The 17,830-nt window shown below is 45.1% G+C and carries 13 protein-coding genes; 7 read left to right on the top strand and 6 right to left on the bottom strand.

Going from position 1 to position 17,830, the window contains the following annotated elements:
- Positions 1 to 18 precede the first annotated feature (18 nt).
- Together C6Y39_RS09415 and C6Y39_RS09410 are read left to right on the top strand one after the other, a co-directional pair.
- Complete coding sequence (locus tag C6Y39_RS09415; RefSeq protein WP_240618855.1) at positions 19 to 1,137, top strand: metallophosphoesterase; 1,119 nt, start codon at positions 19 to 21, stop codon at positions 1,135 to 1,137.
- A gap of 5 nt (positions 1,138 to 1,142) precedes the next feature.
- Positions 1,143 to 3,362, top strand: coding sequence for a phytase (locus tag C6Y39_RS09410; RefSeq protein ID WP_105931454.1), 2,220 nt, complete (start codon positions 1,143 to 1,145; stop codon positions 3,360 to 3,362).
- A 68-nt stretch (positions 3,363 to 3,430) separates the two neighbouring features.
- Here C6Y39_RS09410 and C6Y39_RS09405 read toward each other — a convergent pair whose 3' ends face one another.
- Positions 3,431 to 3,850, bottom strand: coding sequence for a CBS domain-containing protein (locus C6Y39_RS09405; RefSeq protein WP_105931453.1), 420 nt, complete (start codon positions 3,848 to 3,850; stop codon positions 3,431 to 3,433).
- A 162-nt stretch (positions 3,851 to 4,012) separates the two neighbouring features.
- Positions 4,013 to 5,005, bottom strand: coding sequence for an isoaspartyl peptidase/L-asparaginase family protein (locus C6Y39_RS09400; RefSeq protein ID WP_105931452.1), 993 nt, complete (start codon positions 5,003 to 5,005; stop codon positions 4,013 to 4,015).
- A gap of 417 nt (positions 5,006 to 5,422) precedes the next feature.
- Here C6Y39_RS09400 and sbcB point away from each other — a divergent pair, with 417 nt between their 5' ends.
- Both sbcB and C6Y39_RS09390 read left to right on the top strand, forming a co-directional pair.
- Positions 5,423 to 6,853, top strand: a complete 1,431-nt coding sequence (sbcB, locus tag C6Y39_RS09395; protein ID WP_105931012.1) for an exodeoxyribonuclease I — start codon at positions 5,423 to 5,425, stop codon at positions 6,851 to 6,853.
- Positions 6,854 to 6,978: 125 nt separating this feature from the next.
- A complete protein-coding gene (locus C6Y39_RS09390; RefSeq protein ID WP_105931011.1) occupies positions 6,979 to 8,634 on the top strand; it encodes a DUF342 domain-containing protein in 1,656 nt (551 codons plus the stop codon).
- A gap of 158 nt (positions 8,635 to 8,792) precedes the next feature.
- Here C6Y39_RS09390 and C6Y39_RS09385 read toward each other — a convergent pair whose 3' ends face one another.
- The 4 genes from C6Y39_RS09385 to C6Y39_RS09370 all read right to left on the bottom strand — a co-directional run bounded on the left by C6Y39_RS09385 (position 8,793) and on the right by C6Y39_RS09370 (position 14,059).
- Positions 8,793 to 10,229 (bottom strand): diguanylate cyclase, encoded by a 1,437-nt coding sequence (locus C6Y39_RS09385; RefSeq protein ID WP_240618854.1) that lies wholly within the window; start codon positions 10,227 to 10,229, stop codon positions 8,793 to 8,795.
- 99 nt (positions 10,230 to 10,328) lie between these two features.
- Complete coding sequence (gene kynU, locus C6Y39_RS09380) at positions 10,329 to 11,564, bottom strand: kynureninase (RefSeq protein WP_105931010.1); 1,236 nt, start codon at positions 11,562 to 11,564, stop codon at positions 10,329 to 10,331.
- The gene (locus C6Y39_RS09375; RefSeq protein ID WP_240618853.1) at positions 11,557 to 12,792 is read right to left on the bottom strand and encodes an alpha/beta hydrolase family protein; all 1,236 of its coding nucleotides are present in this window, start codon (positions 12,790 to 12,792) and stop codon (positions 11,557 to 11,559) included. Before C6Y39_RS09375 ends, kynU begins: the two co-directional genes overlap by 8 nt.
- Positions 12,793 to 12,883: 91 nt before the next feature.
- A complete protein-coding gene (locus C6Y39_RS09370; RefSeq protein ID WP_105931009.1) occupies positions 12,884 to 14,059 on the bottom strand; it encodes a thiolase family protein in 1,176 nt (391 codons plus the stop codon).
- A gap of 350 nt (positions 14,060 to 14,409) precedes the next feature.
- Between C6Y39_RS09370 and C6Y39_RS09365 the strand changes: the two genes are divergently transcribed.
- The 3 genes from C6Y39_RS09365 (at position 14,410) to C6Y39_RS09355 (ending at position 17,824) form a co-directional block, all read left to right on the top strand.
- Positions 14,410 to 14,817 carry a MerR family transcriptional regulator gene (locus C6Y39_RS09365; protein ID WP_105931008.1) on the top strand — a complete coding sequence of 136 codons (408 nt, stop codon included), beginning with the start codon at positions 14,410 to 14,412 and terminating at the stop codon, positions 14,815 to 14,817.
- A complete protein-coding gene (locus tag C6Y39_RS09360) occupies positions 14,814 to 15,983 on the top strand; it encodes an isovaleryl-CoA dehydrogenase (protein ID WP_105931007.1) in 1,170 nt (389 codons plus the stop codon). The genes C6Y39_RS09365 and C6Y39_RS09360 overlap by 4 nt, the downstream gene beginning before the upstream one ends.
- A gap of 233 nt (positions 15,984 to 16,216) precedes the next feature.
- Positions 16,217 to 17,824 carry a carboxyl transferase domain-containing protein gene (locus C6Y39_RS09355; RefSeq protein WP_105931006.1) on the top strand — a complete coding sequence of 536 codons (1,608 nt, stop codon included), beginning with the start codon at positions 16,217 to 16,219 and terminating at the stop codon, positions 17,822 to 17,824.
- Positions 17,825 to 17,830: the final 6 nt, after the last annotated feature.

Here is a 17,830-nt window from a genome sequence, read left to right as displayed (position 1 = left end):
TGCTTTTGAGAGTCTTTCATGCACGGTTTATCCACATTTCTCCCTACCACAAAGCCAACATTCGCAACCTTGTTTGCGGTTGCGTTTTGTTTCACCTGCTGCCTTACTTCAGAGTTTGTAGAGGCAGAGCAAACAAGCCCCGCTCATTCCGCGGCAAGAACTAACGTAGCTATTGAAAATGCGAAGGCTACCAACGCGCAGTATTCACAGAGTTACTATGCGCACACCACGATTGAAGGTTTATCGGTACCGGATGACGCAGTTTCTTTTTTAACGTTAGGTGACTGGGGCCGCAACGGTCACTTTTATCAAAAACACGTTGCTAAATGGCTAGATATTGCAAGCTACCAATTAGATGCCGAATTTATCGCAACCACCGGCGATAACTTCTACGATAATGGCGTTGGGTCAATTGACGACCCGTACTGGCTGTCTTCTTACGAAAACATTTATCATCAACCTCACCTATTCATCGACTGGTACCCTGTGCTGGGTAACCATGACTATCGGGGTAACTGGCAGGCGCAAATAGATTACAGCACTAAGAGTCGACGTTGGGAAATGCCGGCGCAGTATTACAGTAAGACGTTAAAGCTTGACGATGGAAGCTCAGCACTCTTGTTATTTATCGATACGTCTCCGCTAAACCCCGACTATGCAGGCGAAGCTAAATACCAGGAAGCCTACTCACAAGGAACGTCTGAGCAGCTTGCTTGGATAAATGCGATGTTGGCTAAAGAGCAATACACCTGGAAAGTTGTCATTGGACATCATCCACTTTATTCAAGTGGTAAACGCTATGGCAAAACAGAAGCTATCAAAGACGTGTTAGAACCCATTTTCCACAAACATGGGGTAAACCTTTATGTTGCTGGGCACGAGCACGATCTTCAGCACAATCAATTACCCGGGGATGACCTGGTACACGTTGTATCCGGTGGCGGCTCAGAAGTGCGCCCGGTTGGTAATTACGACTTTACACAATTCGCAAAATCGACGGGCGGCTTTGTCAGTGTGAGCGTGACAGCTAAAAACATCTTCCTTAATTACATCGATCACAATGGGAAGACGATTTACACCCACACAATGAATAAAGCCAGTAAAGCGTCTTCGACGACCACGACTCAGGATCAATAATGACAATGGATAATCAAAAAACAAAAGCGCTACACCGCGCATTAGCAAAGACCGCCGTTTTTACCGGCGCTCTAGCCACACTCTTTAGCTGTGCAGCGCAAGATACGACAGCTTCAAAAACTGAAGTCGCGCCCACAGGTACTGTACTTACGCTTACACACCTTAAAAAAGGTTTTGAACAAACGCTCTATTACCAAAGCAATGTTCATACTTATAAAGACATCCAGGCTAACAGCACAAAAACTTCAGAGCCTGAGTCACGAACTTACAATGACACCCATGCCAACCACACGCTTGAAGTAACGCCCTCAGAAAAAAGTCATTCTTACGAAGACACCCAAGCTATTCACCTTCAAATAAACGAGTATAAAGGCATTTCGCTAACTAACCGCCTAGGTAAAACTCAATTTATCGAGGGCAGCTTTGCGCTTGCACACGCTGAAGTGATTACCTCAGAAAATAAGCAATGGGTGTCTTTGGTAGTGTTTAATAACAACACGCAACATATAGAAGTTTATCGCTTGCCTGTTGATACCCTGGATAAGGAACAACGACTTAGCCAACCGACTAAAGGCTCAGAAGCACTATGCGCAGCCACTAGTGCTAGCGGAACGCCCCATATCGTCAATGTTGATGCCACTGGCACCCTCAACCAGTATGAACTGCACAATGACCAGTTTTTACCGCTTCGTGATTTTGCCATAGGCCCAGGAATCAAGAGCTGTAGTGTCGATCTTAATACGCAAAACATCTATTTGGCGGATGAGTTTGCTGGGGTTTGGAGGATTGATGCCCATATTGAAAGTGAACTAGAAAAAACGCTTATTTTTCATGACGCAGATACGCCGGTTGAAGGTGTGAGCACTGTGTCGAACAACATCTCACATTTAAACGGTAGCCTTGTTGGCTGGGTTAGCCCGGATAAAAGCGGCGTGTGGCTACAAAATCAATGTCATGCTCAGTTCATAACTTTGATGCAAGACACAGGTGGAATAGCTGAAAGCATTGAGCCTGAATTTATTCACTTGCCCATATCTATACATAAGAAAGAGCCACGTATTTCGCTAATCGTAGACGATGACGCATCCGGTAACTTTTTCATGGCTAAACTGCCTAGTAAGTTGTCTGACGCTTATTTTAACGATGGGTGTCTTTCTAACGAAAACGAAACAGATACAAGTAAAAATGATGACTTTTCCAAGCATTCTACAGTTAATGTTTTTCCATCTGCTGAAACGCAGCCGGTGCAAAACTACGGAGATGCGGCTGACGACCCTGCTATTTGGGTGAACGCACAGACCCCTTCTCAAAGCCGCATAGTGGGCACTGATAAAAAAGGCGCGTTGAATACCTATGATCTTTTAGGTAAGCAGCATCAAAGCCTAGCCGTGGGGAGAGTCAATAACGTCGACGTTGGATACAAGGTTGCCGTAAACAGTATGAACAGCAGTGGCGATAAAAGGTTTACCGACATTGCTGTTGCTTCAAACCGCTCACACAATAGTTTGTCTGTTTTTGATATAGATAAAAACGGCAACCTCGCCCATTTAGGCGAGATCAAAACAACGCTTAGCGACATTTACGGAATGTGCCTTTATGTTGATGACGGTATAGCTCATGTGTTTGCGAACGACACCAGTGGTCGCTTCGAGCGATACAAATTATTAATCAAAGAAAATAAGGTAGTGGAAGGAAAGTTAAGCCAGTCGTTTTCTCTTCCATCACAGCCTGAAGGTTGCGTGGTAGATACGCAAACCAATACCGCTTACCTTGGTGAGGAAGCTGCTGGTGTTTGGGCGCTAGATATCAGCTCTACTGATAATACACCTACATTTATTGCAGCAATCACGCCGCCAGTTGAAGCGGATATTGAGGGGTTGGCGCTATTTACCGTTGATGAACAAAAATATCTGATCGCATCAAGCCAAGGGAATAACAGCTATGCAATCTACGCTATTAACACAGAAAACACCGGCCAGCTGACATATACAGGGCTTATACAAATCACTGCCGAGGTAAATAATGGGATTGATGGCGTATCCGAAACCGATGGGCTGGAAGCTACCAACGCCAACTTAGGTGGTATTTACAGCGAAGGTCTGTGGGTAGTGCAAGACGGCAGAAACGTTATGCCATCAGAAACACAAAACTTTAAACTGGTCTCTGGGGCGACTTTAAAAGAAGCAATAAGACGCTTAGCAAACAGTACACACGAACTGAATTAACTAATACGCGCAACTAACGTAGACAAGGACGAGTCCCCTCTTCCTTGTCTACATTTTGACATCCCTCATCAGCCTGCGCGACGATACCCGTCGTTTAGCTGAACATCTATAGCCCGCAGCACCGCCGTTCGGTTTATACAGCCTAAAAGTACGCCATCGTCATCAACTACAGGGTAAACTCGAGGCTTTTCTTTTAACAACAGCTGCGCTAGTTCAATTACCGACATGTAGGGCTTTACCGAAACCACGGGAGTTTTCATAATTTCCCCCACCCTACAGATTTGCTCGCGGTAATAACTCGATGCAATCATTTGAGCAATGCAATCTTGCTCAGACAAGAAACCAACGACTTTACCTTTGCTGTCAATTACCGGGCCACCACTCTGACCGCTGGCTAGTAAAGCTTCAACGGCCTGCGCGACGGGCATATCAACGTTGAGCTTTACCGGGTGAGTGTTCATATAATCACTGACTTGCAACGATTCCATTTTCATTCTCCAGCCGCGGCGCCTACTGTGACCGATACTGCTAACTATTGGCGATACGGCACTTTAGTTATTTTTAAGTATACGTGAAAGCAATTTCCCCCACACTTAAAGACTAGTCCTTTACTGAGCGACAAGCCAGCACATTTAACATTAAAATAACAACTAGTCTTTATAGATAGACACGGTTATGTTTCCCTCGGTATCTATGCTAGCGCGGTACATACCTGCTGAGTTAAATGGCATAGCAATATTACCTTTGCCATCAATAGCAATAACCCCACCGTCACCACCTGCTTCAACTAACACATCATGCACAACCGCGTTGGCCGCCTCCTCTAGTGTTACTTCTTGATATTTCATGCGAGCACAAATATCAGCTGCCACATGATAACGAATAAAATACTCCCCATGCCCAGTGGCAGAGACAGCGCAGCTCTCGTTATCAGCATAGGTACCTGCGCCAATTATCGGTGAGTCCCCTATTCTTCCATAGCGCTTTGCCGTCATTCCGCCGGTAGAGGTTCCAGCGACAATGTTGCCGTCACTGTCCAATACAACAGCGCCAACCGTTCCAAAGCGTTCGTTACCTTGTTGTGAGCCATAACCATTAGAGGCTTGCTCCATTCGCGCCTTCACTCTATCAAGCGCTTCTTTGCGAAATTCTGTATCAAAAATAGAATTGTCGACTTGCTCAAGGCCATTTTCTTTTGCGTATTCTTCAGCCCCTTTCCCAGATAGCATTACATGAGGTGACTCGTTCATTACCAGTAACGCAGCTTCAATGGGGCTTCGAATGGTTTTAACACCCGCCACTGCACCTGCATTTTTGCTTCCGCCGTGCATGATCGAGGCGTCAAGCTCGTGTTCACCATCAAAGGTATACACCGCCCCAATGCCTGCATTGAATAAGGGTGAACTTTCGAGTATTTTAATGGTTTCCACCACGGCAACCTCACCTTTTTCACCCTGTTGCAAAAGCGTATACCCATGCTTTACCGCTTTAGACAATACCTTTTTGTACTCTGCCTCTTTTTCTGTCGTCATCGACGATTTCAAGATAGTGCCGGCACCACCGTGTATGGCAATCGCAACCTTAGACGACCGTTGGCCTTCCTTTTCAGCGAAAGCATTGCCACTCAACGCAACCGTCGTCATGGCTACTGCGCCTACTGCCAAAACGGTTTTGCATAGTCTTTTAACTGGCACGAAACAATGCGTTTTATTCAACGTGTGTACTCCTAAAAAAGGTTTCTGAATTTATTACCTTTAATACCAATCTGCATAGATAATCTTACGTTTATGATAATAACGTTTTGAAAATAGCGACGTATTAACATGGCACAATAATAGGAGACAAGCTAGACCACTTCATGGATAAAGATAATGGTTAAGATGAGTGCGTATATAATTTTTACAGCGCTGTCGAGAAGATAAACGTGCTTGACAAGGGTGTTTGCTTTTCTTTAACACCAAAACTGCAAAAGAATTGGCTATATAATCGTCAGCATTTGGTATTGTATTTTACGCAGTGTACACTGCCTTTAATATTTCACTTAAAACACACTGGTGGTTATGCATACACCTACATTTTTGTGGCACGACTTTGAAACCTTTGGCACGAGCCCACAAAAAGATCTCCCTTGCCAATTCGCCGCGGTTAGAACGGATATGGACCTAAACGTTATAGGCAAGCCTATCAATATTATGAGCGCTATCGCCAACGATTACTTGCCTCATCCAGAAGCGTGTTTAGTGACGGGAATAACCCCTCAACAGACAATAAGAGACGGCTCAAATGAGGCGGATTTCGCTGCAAAGATTTATCAAGAGATGTCTACACCCAATACCTGTTGCGTCGGTTTCAACAGTATTCGTTTCGATGATGAAGTGTCGCGCTATTTGTTTTATCGAAACTTCTACGACCCGTATTCACGAGAATGGCGAAACGGCAATAGCCGCTGGGATATTATTGACGTGGCGAGAGCGTGTTATGCATTACGGCCAGAGGGAATAAACTGGCCACTGCGAGAAGATGGCGCACCGAGCTTTAAACTTGAAGCACTAACCGCTGCAAATAATATTGGCCACGACAACGCTCACGATGCGTTAAACGATGTACATGCCACAATATCGCTAGCTAAGCTTATAAAAGAAAAGCAGCCACGCTTATTTGACTATGCGTTGTCGTTACGCAACAAACATACGGTAATGCAGCAAATTGATTTGAGCAAACCTTCCGTCTTATTGCACATCTCTTCAAAACTGCCCGCTTCTCAAGGTTGTTGTACTTGGGTGATGCCCATTGCTAAACACCCTACAAATTCAAACGCATTTATAGTTGTTGATTTATCTCATGATATCGAAAGCTTAATCAACGATTCGCCAGATGAGATTAAACAAGCGCTTTATGCACCTTCAGATACGTTTGACGACCCGCGAGAGCGTCCGGGCATTAAACTCATTCACGTGAACCGCTCGCCTTTCATTACGACTGCAAAAGCGATGACAGAAGACAATGCAGAACGTCTAGAGTTGAACAGAGAGCGTTGCCTAGAGAACTATAAAAAATTAGCCACTACACCAGAATTAGCTAGCAAACTTGTAGCCTTGTACGAAAGCGAGCAACACGAGAGCGAACAAGATATTGACCATGCGCTATACAGCGGCGGCTTTTTAAACGACGAGGAACGCCGCTGGTGTGAGAGCGTTATTGACGCTGAGCCAGAAGAGCTGGCGACGTTCAGTGACAAAACTCAACATCAGGGATTGAAGAAGCTGTTGTTTCGCTATCGAGCGCGAAACTACCCTAATACTTTGACAGCCGATGAGATGACAAAATGGCAATACCACCGTCAAGCACGTCTTACTGATCCGGCGTTTCATGGCTCAATAACTTTAGAATCTTACATGATGAAACTTGAGTCTCTCGCTCAGGAGCACAGCGACAATCCAGATAAACAAGCCATTTTGCGTGCGCTTTACCAATACGCCGAAAACCTTTGACGGAGGTTTTATAACATCATAAATTAGAGAAACTCAGAGAAGAACGGCAACCTTCGAACAAGGTCAAGGAATGCGTTTATGCTGCCGATAACAATAATTCACGTGCGCAAGGGAATAACGATGTCATGAACGGCGTAACAATAAGTTTCGATAAATCTAGAACCTATATTAACCTGATGCTTAACCCTTCTGAATTTACGTCAGAAGTGGACATAAGAGAAATAAGACAGCTGCTAGATACCGGCGAAACAAAACGACTTTATGTTTCAGAAAAAGCGTTAAAAACAGCCTGTGACACTGCAAATCACTATTTTAAAACCGGTGATGGCACTATCGTTCAAGAGCGAATTGGTGAGCGCAAAAACGCAGAGATAGAGTTCAGAGTGCCAGAAGATGGCATGAAGGCTAACCTGATCCTCACTACTCCCTACGGCGGTAAACTTCCGTCACTAAGCACAGTTAAATCGTTAGCCGTTAAAAACAGAGTTGTTCGTGGCTTAAGTACGAAAACCATAACCGCTATGCTCAATTCAGCTAAGCAATCTCAGCCTGGTACTGTGCTTGAAGAAACGGTAGCGAAGGGCCTTCCCCCGCGGAATGGCAAAAACTCCAAATTTATTCCACTGGTTCCTAATGCGTTAGAGCGTGTACTCAAACCTCAAACCAATGATGGCGAGCGCGTTGATATGCGTAACTTGGGTGAAGTTATTTGTGTCAAAGTTAATACGCCTGTTTTAAGGCGTACTGAACCCACGAAAGGTCGCTCAGGTTTTGACGTAAGAGGCAATAAGCTTCCCGCCGTATCTGGCGAGTGGGTTGACTTTAAAATGGGAAGCGGCACCGTAGTTTCAGACAGCGACGCCAACCTTCTTATGTCATCTATTTCTGGTATGCCTAAGTATCGCGATCAGATAATGAACATCGATGACACCTTTATTTGTAATGGCGTGAATGTAGGTACTGGCCACGTTAATTACGAAGGCGCAGTATTAGTGAACGGCGATGTCACTGAAAAAATGCAGATTAAAGCGGCAGGTGACGTAACCATAAATGGTTTTGTTGAGTCAGCGCATATTGAAGCTGGGGGCGACATTATCATTACCGAAGGCGCCATGGGCAAAGTTAACGATACCCAGGGTGAATATCAATGCAAATTAGTTGCAGCCGGCAGTATTCACGTACAGCACGGTCAAGGTATTGATGTTCAGTGTAGTGGGAACATAACAGTAGGTAGGCAGCTTGCGTACAGTCGTCTGCGCTGCGGCGGTGGTGTTATTGTTGGTCAAATCGACAAACCTATGGGCAACCTTTTTGCCTGCGACATTATAAGCCAAAGCAGGGTTGAAGCGGGTACACTTGGCGCTGTGTCTGGCAGTACGTTAAAAGTAGACTTTAGCCCTGGTTTTAACCAGTTACTAGAACGAAAAGACTCGTTAGATGAACTGCTGCGTCAGATTCGTGAAAACAACTTAAAGCATAAAGAAAAAATAACCCTTATCCAGAGTAAAAAAATCCCCAAAGAACTTCAGCGTAAAGCCGCTGAAGCAATCGAGCTGTTTAATAACGAAAGTGCATTGCTTGAGTGGTTAGAGAATAAAGCCAACGAGGTCAAAACGGCAAAAGAAACCTATCAGTCTGATATAAAGCTTATCGCCAACAAACGTCTATATCCGGGCGTGTCAGCTAAGCTAAACAATAGAAACTGGCGGTCTGAGCGAGAGTATGATCGCGCACAAATCCACTACGACGCTCACCAATGGCACTATGAACCTATTATCTAACTTGGCGTGCTGCCTAACGCGATTAATACGCTTGGCAGCCCATGGTTATCATTGACTGTAAAGCGTGGGGTTAGATGCAATTAAACAACTACTGAGCGTAGTATTGCTAACAGCTCGCCTTAAATGTCTGGGATAAATCATGCAGCGAGCACATAGTTTTATTGCGCTACACTTACGCTTCCAAAACCCTGTCGTTTCGATTGGTACAGCGCTTTAACAGTGCGTTCCATCCATTCGGGAAATTCCTCAGACTCTTTAAGCTGCGACATTCCAATGGCTACGTTAAAGTTTTCACTTAGCAGATAATGTCCCATAAGACATGCAAGCAACCTATCTGCAAGAATTTTCGCTGCGTCTAGCTCGGTTTGCGGGCAAAGGATGATAAATTGTTCCCCGTTAAAACGAGATACCACGTCCACTTCCCTTACTGTATTCAAACAGTGAGTAGCGACTACTTTCAGCGTATCTTCTCGCGTCGATGCGTCAAGGGGAAGGTCACCATCTTGGAATGGCGTTAACTCTAGAATGATGAGTGAAGCAGTGGTGTGGAAACGATTGAAACGAGAAATTTCTTCCTCCGCCCGTTGAATCATGTGGTTCCGATTATACAACCCGGTGATCGTGTCGTGAGCGGTGAGAAAGCCCAACGTTCTGTTTTTCTCCAGTAAGGTCGCCTGTAGTGCCGATATTTCTTCGTTTTTCTGACTTATTATCCGTTTGTAGCCACCCACATGGCGATTTCGTGATATCAGCCAAAGCAAGCTTATTAGCACAATAACAGTAGTCAGTATCATCACTGAATAATTGCGGCTGTAGCGAATTTGAACATTGTTCCATTGTTTATATATTTCTACTTTCCGCGACTCAGGAATACGCTCGATAGCATAGTTTAACTTTTCGACCAAATGGCCGTAGGACTTATTGACACCAAAGGCCAAAGAGTCGAATGGCTCTGCATAACCAACGATATTTAAGTCCTCTAATTTCAAATTATTAATGTGCATATTAACGCTCATTAATGAGCCAACCATGACATCAAATTCGTCGTTTTCGAGCTGCTTTAAGCCTTCCTCTTCCGACGGAATAAGCTTTAAACGTAGCCCCGGATAATGGCGAGAAATGTATTCGACCTGCCTGTAACCTTGAACAATACCAACAGTGCGATTTCCAACACCTGAATATCCCTGGAGCATAGGCGTTCCGGCCTTTGCCACGAGTACATTAGGTGCTTCAAAATAGGGAATACTAAAATCTAAGAACTGTTTTCGATAGTCAGAAGTATTCAGCATAGGAATAAGCTGACACTCCCCTCGTTGAACATACTCCAAGCTTTGCTGCCAACTGTCGGTTTTAACTAGCGTGAATTTCAAGCCAGTAATATCGGCAATTAAATTCATGTACTGTGCCGAAATACCCACATGAATTCCGTTTCTTATTGCTTCGTAAGGTGCCCAGTTTGGGTCGATGCAGTAGGTAACTTCTTCGGGAGACGTGGATGAAATTTGATCTTCGGGTGCAGCATATAGAAGCTCACTAAAAAAGCTTGCTCCTAAGAAGACAATACAGACCCAAAAACGCATTTCTATTTTTTTCAACCAAACACCCAAATATTGACTAAAAACAATGACAAACGCGAAGTATTAAGCGTAATCGCTTAAATTGCAATTAAATAGCGGACGAACTTGTTTAATCGCTCAGGTAACACTCTGTCTTTGTTGGAAAGTAGCATTTTCGTACCGTTTTTCGACCATGATGTCGCTAAGCGTTTGTACAGCTTTTTCTACATTAGTGAAGCTAAGGTAAAGCGGAGCAAACCCGATACGTAATATATTAGGCGCTCTAAAATCGGCAATAACGCCCTCTGCTATCCACGCTTGGCAAATCGCGTATGCCTCGTCATGAGCAAGGGCTAGTTGACTCCCTCTTACATCAATTGGCGGGCTAACCAGGCTGAAATAGTCTAACACGCCAGCCCTTTTTGCCTCTGCAATGAAAAAAGCCTGAAGCTTCTTTGATTTTTCATCGATAGCCTTGAGAGAGACACCGTCAAACACATCTAAAGCCGCATCTAAAATACTCATCCCAATAACACCTGGCGTTCCACACAAATTCTGCTTTACCGTGCTATCTGGTGCGTAATCTGGAGAAAATGAAAAAGGCGCGCTATGTCCCATCCAGCCTGACAAAGGCTGCTTGTACTGTGCTTGGTGGCGCTCAGCAACGTAAATAAATGCAGGGGCGCCTGGACCACCGTTCAGATACTTGTAGGTGCACCCTACCGCAAAATCAACGTCACAGTCGTCGAGACAAACTGGAAACGCACCAGCACTATGGGCGAGATCCCATAGCGTTAAAATGTTCTTATCGTGCGCTAACGCTGTGATGCTTTGCATGTCTAGTTTAAGGCCAGTTCTAAAATTTACCTGGGTGAGCATGAGTACTGCAATGTCATCAGATAGCTGAGCGCCAATGTTTGATTCATCGATATAGCGCACGCTGTATTCATCGCCTAACAGTTCGAGTAACCCTTGAACCATGTAAATATCAGTTGGAAAGTTACCCCGCGTAGTGGCAATGACCTTTCGCCCAGGGCGCATTTTTAGCGCAGCGCTCAGTACTTTAAATAAATTAATAGAAATTGAGTCACAGCAAATAACCTGACCGTTCTTTGCACCAACCAAATTACCAATCTTATCACCGACAAGCTGCGGCAAAGAAATCCACTGATGCTTATTCCAACTTGTAATAAGGTCCTGCCCCCACTGCTGTTTCACCACTTCACTTGCTCGCGCTTCGGCTGACTTAGGTAATGGACCAAGCGAATTGCCATCAAGATAGATGGTGTCATCTGGCAGAGAAAATGCTTCCACTTTTAGCGCTAGCGGATCTTTATTATCAAGCTGCTCTGCGGAAAAAACCTTGTTAATCATGTTCACCAATAACCTCAAGTAAAGCATCAAAAGACGTGGATTCAGGGTGCAGCCAGTCAAAATGGCCGCCATTATTTATTATGCGCTTTTCTGCTCCCGCCATTGTAGCGTGCTGCACTGGCACAATGCTATCAGCATCACCTTGTAGCAATACAACCGGAGTGTGAATAAGCGTAGCGTTCGGCGAGGCGTTATTATACGCGTCTGGATTTTCAGCAGGCGTAGTTTTCATAAACGACTCTGTTGCAGTTTGACAGCTATTCGTGCCAAGGGCATATGAGCGGATATCCGTTATTGCCGCCAAGCCAATGACTTGTTTCACTCCATAGCGTGCTAACTGCTGTGGCATTTGTTGTGTCGCGAGCAAGGCAAGATGGCCACCCGCTGAATGGCCCGCAATGAACGTTTCTGAATAATCACCTTGTAGCGTAATACGCTCAAGTGAAATATTTATTGCATTAACTACATCATTAAGGCTTCCGGGCCAGCCACCTCCTTCATCGCCTACACGCCGGTATTCTATTACATAGACACCCATCCCTAAATTCGCCAACGCGCTGTATAAACCTTTCGCATGTTCGTAGCCATAAGCATTAAGCCAACAGCCTCCATGCACAAACACCATTGCTTTCCCGCTTAAGCTTGTATCTAGCCCATTACGCCCATGCCAAACATAAACACGCTGTAAGGCTTCTGCGCCATAGCTAAACTGCTCATCATGCTCTCGCATTGGCAAGACACCCAACGCAGCATAGGGCACTTGCGTTAGCTTTTCGCTCTGAACGGCCGCTTTTTCTTCGCTATTACCATTGAGGCTTTTTGTGTGGGTGTCTTCTTTATTGTCGCTATCAACTTTGAGACTTTTTGCGTGGGTGTCTTCGTTAATGCCAGTTTTATCGTGGGTGTCTTTTTTAGAAATAGTTGGCGGAGCAATGTCTGTTTTTGGTTGATATGCAACGTTAGAAAGCTTCGCGGATTCGTCATTTCTGCCATGACTGAATAAACGGTCTGAAACCGTGCGATGGGTGTCATTATTAATCGACATTGCTAATAGTGTTTGTGAAACGGTAAGAGAAGAAGCATTTGTGCGATTAACAACGTTCGCGTTAGATTGCGTAAACATGGCTTGATTCTGTGATAACTGCGGTAGAGCTGTGGCAAACTTTTGGAAAAGGCAAAGCGCAATAACAAGCCCGCAATGCTTAGACGTTTTGGCTAAATTCTTCATGATTTATAATTTTTCTCTTATTAAAACACAGAGCGCCGCAAAAACAGCGGCACTCTACTATTAAATGTTTTTCATGTAAGCCAAGTTCGAGCTATAGCATTTCAACAGCAAGGGCAACACCCTCGCCTCCGCCAATGCATAGAGATGCGATACCTTTTTTGGCATTTTTTTGCTTTAAAGCGTGAAGAAGCGTAACAAGAATGCGCGCACCTGATGCACCAATTGGATGACCTAACGCACATGCCCCGCCTTTTACATTCACCTTGCTTTCGTCAAGGCCTAGCTTTTTGATCGCCAGCATAGTAACCATGGCAAACGCTTCATTAATCTCAAAGAGATCAACGTCCTCTTTTTCCCAGCCCGCTTTATCTAGTACCTTTTCCATTGCTCCAACAGGGGCAACAGTAAAGTTTTCAGGTTCAATGCTGTGTGTTGCATGTGCAACGACTCTCGCAAGCGGGGCTAAGCCTAACTCTTTCGCTTTACTCTCACTCATAACAACAAGAGCGGCAGCACCATCAGATATTGAGCTAGAGTTTGCAGCCGTTACCGTTCCGTCTTTTTTAAATGCTGGTCTAAGCGTAGGAATTTTTTCAGGACGCGCCGAGCCTGGGCCTTCATCGGTATCGATAACGCTATCACCTTTGCGTGAAGAGACCGTAACTGGAACAATTTCGTCAGAAAAAGTACCTCTATTTATAGCTTCGTTAGCTTTAGAGAGTGAGCTTAGTGCAAACTCATCCATCTCCCCACGAGAGATATTTTCTTCATCTGCGGTATCCTGTGCAAAACATCCCATCGCTTTACCGTCGTAGGCATTTTCGAGACCGTCAAGCATCATGTGATCGAGCACTTGACCATGACCCATTCGATACCCCGTTCTTGCTTTAGGCAACATGTATGGTGCATTGCTCATGCTTTCCATACCACCGGCTACGACCGCTGTAGCGCTGCCCGCTTTGATCAGGTCATGCGCCATCATTACTGCTTTCAAACCTGAACCACACACTTTATTTATGGTTGTTACGCCAGCGCTAAGCGGAAGCCCGGCTCCCAATGATGCTTGACGAGCTGGTGATTGACCAAGACCCGCAGGTAATACACATCCCATAATAACTTCATCAATTGCAGAGACATCTATCCCTTCACATGCGGCTTTAATCGCAACTTCTCCAAGTTTGGTCGCAGCCAACGAAGACAAACTACCATTAAAACCACCCATAGGTGTGCGTTTAGCCGCGACAATCACTACTGATTCATTACTCATGCTCGTGCCCCTTAATTATTAATATTCATAATGTTAAGTGAAGGAAGACTTTCAGATGTATACAAAAGTAAACACCACCATCAGCTGCAACGCCCTGCCTTCACCATGAAAAATTGACGTTAGCAAAATGTTACTTTACCTTAACGTAAAATGTAATTAACGTTAACGTAAACCTGTACTGAGAATGTGTCAACCAAACACTACGTTTTAACTATAGCGTTATGACGAAGTGTATACGCTAGAACCATAGTGCTATTGCGATGACACCCACTCGACGTACAGAACTTAATTACAATGACACCCATGTTAAACAACGGGTGTTAAACAGCGCTAAAGACAAGGTACGTGTAATGAACAAGTACGACGAAGAACAAACGTATGCAATAGGTGAGCTCGCTCGAGAGTTTGATATTACTCCTCGTTCTATCCGGTTTTATGAGGAACAAGGGCTGATGTCGCCTTCGAGAACGGGGCAGAATCGCGTTTATCTCAACAAAGACAGGGTGAGATTAAAACTTATTCTACGCGGTAAACGTCTAGGCTTTTCGTTAGCAGAAGTTAAGACACTGTTCGACATGTACGACACTAATCCAAATTCGGCTGTTCAGTTAGAAGCAATGCTTGAAATGACTGAACAAAAAAGAGCGGTGCTAAAGCAACAATTAGAAGACATCCAGATGTTGATGACTGAGCTGGATGACGTCGAAGCCCGCTGCCGAGAAGAACTCGCAGAACTCAAACGAGGAAAAATCGCATGAATACCTCCTACCCTACTTTAAATTTTGGACTTGGCGAAGACATCGAAATGCTGCGCGACCAGGTCTATCAGTTTGCTCAAAACGAAATAGCCCCTCTTGCTGAACAAGCTGATGCTGACAATCAATTTCCAAATCAATTGTGGAAAAAGCTTGGTGACATGGGTCTTTTAGGTGTGACGGTCTCAGAGCAATACGGCGGCTCAGACATGGGATACCTTGCACATACCATTGCCATGGAAGAAGTGAGTCGCGCGTCTGGTGGTATTGGCCTTAGTTATGGTGCTCACTCTAACCTTTGCGTAAATCAAATTTACAAGAACGGGAACGATGCGCAAAGAGAAAAGTATCTGCCTAAATTAGTCAGCGGTGAGCATATTGGTGCACTAGCAATGAGTGAACCAAATGCAGGCTCAGATGTTGTCAGCATGAAATTAAAAGCCGAAAAGCGCGGTGACAAATATATTCTAAATGGCAATAAGATGTGGATCACGAATGGTCCAGACGCCCACACTTTTGTTATTTATGCGAAAACTGATCCTAATGCTGGCCCAAGAGGCATCACGGCGTTTCTTGTAGAGCGAGATTTCCCGGGCTTTAGTCGCGCACAAAAATTAGTCAAACTCGGTATGCGTTCTTCAAATACGTGCGAGTTAGTTTTTGAAGATTGTGAAGTGCCTGCAGAGAATATTCTTGGCAAGGAAGGCGAAGGCGTGCGCGTATTGATGAGTGGATTGGATTACGAGCGACTTGTTTTATCCGGTGGCCCACTAGGTATCATGCAGTCTTGCATGGACATCGTTGTTCCTTACATCCATGACCGCCAGCAATTTGGGCAATCAATAGGCCAATTTCAGCTTGTTCAAGGCAAAGTCGCTGATATGTACACGCAAATGAATGCGGCTCGTGCCTATGTCTACACGGTTGCTCAGTCCTGCGATCGCGGTGAAACAACGCGTAAAGACGCGGCTGGCGCTATTCTTTATTCAGCAGAACTTGCTACCAAGATGGCACTGGACGCAATCCAGCTGCTTGGCGGTAACGGCTACATCAACGAATATCCCACAGGGCGTTTATTACGAGACGCAAAGCTATATGAAATTGGAGCGGGTACTTCGGAAATCCGCCGAATGCTTATAGGCCGTGAACTATTTAACGAGTCTAAATAAAAACGGATTACAGGGTGTCGACCTATGTTTTATAGCTGGGTTGTTTTTAATATGCGTTAAAAGCAACCTAGCAAGACACCCACGCTTTAAAGCGTTTAACAAACATAAAGCATTACTCAATTAAAAAAACGAAATTACAAAGACACCCATCGCAACAACATCTCTTGGCATGGGTGTCATGCTAACCATGGTTTACTCGGCAACGTCGCCGATGCCCAACACAAGGAGGGGTTATGCCCGTTCTTCGCTCAAGTATAAATACGAAATCTGAAACATTTATCGCTAACGCCGAGCATATGCAGGCACAGGTGAATGATCTCCTCGAAAAAATTGAACAAATTTGCAAGGGTGGTGGCGAAAAAGCCGCTGAACGGCACGTATCTCGAGGAAAGTTGTTACCTCGTGACCGAATAAATGCACTCATAGATGACGACACCCCTTTTTTAGAAATAGGCCAGCTTGCCGCATGGGAAGTGTATGATGACTATGTACCCTGTGCGGGCGTTGTTGCAGGTATAGGTATCGTTGCTGGTATAGAATGTATGATCGTTGCCAATGATGCCACGGTGAAAGGCGGAACCTACTACCCTCTTACGGTTAAAAAACACCTAAGAGCGCAAACCATCGCTGAGCAGAACCATCTACCTTGCATCTATTTGGTAGACTCGGGGGGCGCCAATCTGCCACGTCAAGATGAGGTTTTCCCAGATAGAGAGCATTTTGGCCGAATATTCTTTAATCAAGCTAATATGTCAGCGAAGAATATACCTCAAATCGCGGTCGTCATGGGCTCTTGTACCGCTGGCGGTGCTTATGTTCCCGCGATGGCTGATGAGAGTATCATTGTAAAAGAGCAAGCGACTATTTTTCTTGGAGGCCCGCCTCTGGTGAAAGCAGCCACCGGCGAAGTAGTTACTGCTGAAGAACTCGGTGGTGGTGATGTACACACGCGTATTTCTGGTGTTGTGGATCACCTTGCCAATAATGATCATCATGCCCTTTCACTGGCCCGAAATGCGGTCGCTAGGCTTAACCGGAAAAAGCCTGAATGCGCCGATGTTGCAGAGGTTAAGCCCCCTCGTTACGACACTAAAGAGATTTATGGCATCGTGCCTGCTGACAGTCGTCAAACATATGATGTACGTGAGATCATCGCTCGCATCGTTGATGACTCAGATTTTGATGAGTTCAAATCTCTATACGGCACAACGCTAGTTTGTGGCTTTGCACGTATCTTCGGTTTTCCTGTAGGCATCGTGGCTAATAACGGCATCCTTTTTGGTGAGAGTGCACTTAAAGGCGCGCACTTCGTCGAACTATGCGCTAAGCGCAAAATACCCTTGGTATTTTTGCAAAACATAACTGGCTTCATGGTTGGTAAGCAATATGAGCACGGTGGCATAGCGAAACACGGCGCCAAAATGGTTACCGCAGTAGCATGCGCGAACGTGCCTAAACTCACTGTCCTTATCGGCGGTAGCTTTGGTGCGGGGAACTACGGGATGTGCGGAAGAGCTTACGACCCGAGGTTTTTATTCATGTGGCCCAATGCTCGTATCTCTGTTATGGGAGGTGAGCAAGCGGCGGGCGTTTTAGCTCAAGTCAAACGCGACCAAAAAGAACGCGCTGGTGAAACATGGAGCAACGAAGAAGAAAAGGCATTCAAACAACCCGTAATCGATACCTACGAAAAGCAAGGTCACCCCTACTACGCATCTGCAAGGCTTTGGGACGATGGCGTCATCGATCCTGCAGATACGCGTTTAGTGCTTGGGTTGTCGCTTTCAGCGTCTCTCAACAAGCCTATTGAAGACACCCAATTTGGCATATTCAGAATGTAGGAGTAC

Source organism: Alteromonas gracilis, from assembly GCF_002993325.1.
In the GTDB taxonomy this organism is placed as follows: domain Bacteria; phylum Pseudomonadota; class Gammaproteobacteria; order Enterobacterales; family Alteromonadaceae; genus Alteromonas; species Alteromonas gracilis.
This window is presented reverse-complemented; position numbering and strand designations above follow the sequence as displayed.

Bases quoted from the DNA above. Each gene is read 5' to 3' on its own strand.
- C6Y39_RS09405 (WP_105931453.1), bottom strand. From the start codon at position 3,850: ATGGAATCGTTGCAAGTCAGTGATTATATGAACACTCACCCGGTAAAG.
- sbcB (WP_105931012.1), top strand. From the start codon at position 5,423: ATGCATACACCTACATTTTTGTGGCACGACTTTGAAACCTTTGGCACG.
- C6Y39_RS09415 (WP_240618855.1), top strand. From the start codon at position 19: ATGCACGGTTTATCCACATTTCTCCCTACCACAAAGCCAACATTCGCA.
- C6Y39_RS09390 (WP_105931011.1), top strand. From the start codon at position 6,979: ATGAACGGCGTAACAATAAGTTTCGATAAATCTAGAACCTATATTAAC.
- C6Y39_RS09410 (WP_105931454.1), top strand. From the start codon at position 1,143: ATGGATAATCAAAAAACAAAAGCGCTACACCGCGCATTAGCAAAGACC.
- C6Y39_RS09400 (WP_105931452.1), bottom strand. From the start codon at position 5,005: ATGACGACGGTTGCGTTGAGTGGCAATGCTTTCGCTGAAAAGGAAGGC.
- C6Y39_RS09360 (WP_105931007.1), top strand. From the start codon at position 14,814: ATGAATACCTCCTACCCTACTTTAAATTTTGGACTTGGCGAAGACATC.
- C6Y39_RS09365 (WP_105931008.1), top strand. From the start codon at position 14,410: ATGAACAAGTACGACGAAGAACAAACGTATGCAATAGGTGAGCTCGCT.
- C6Y39_RS09370 (WP_105931009.1), bottom strand. From the start codon at position 14,059: ATGAGTAATGAATCAGTAGTGATTGTCGCGGCTAAACGCACACCTATG.
- C6Y39_RS09355 (WP_105931006.1), top strand. From the start codon at position 16,217: ATGCCCGTTCTTCGCTCAAGTATAAATACGAAATCTGAAACATTTATC.
- C6Y39_RS09375 (WP_240618853.1), bottom strand. From the start codon at position 12,792: ATGAAGAATTTAGCCAAAACGTCTAAGCATTGCGGGCTTGTTATTGCG.
- kynU (WP_105931010.1), bottom strand. From the start codon at position 11,564: ATGATTAACAAGGTTTTTTCCGCAGAGCAGCTTGATAATAAAGATCCG.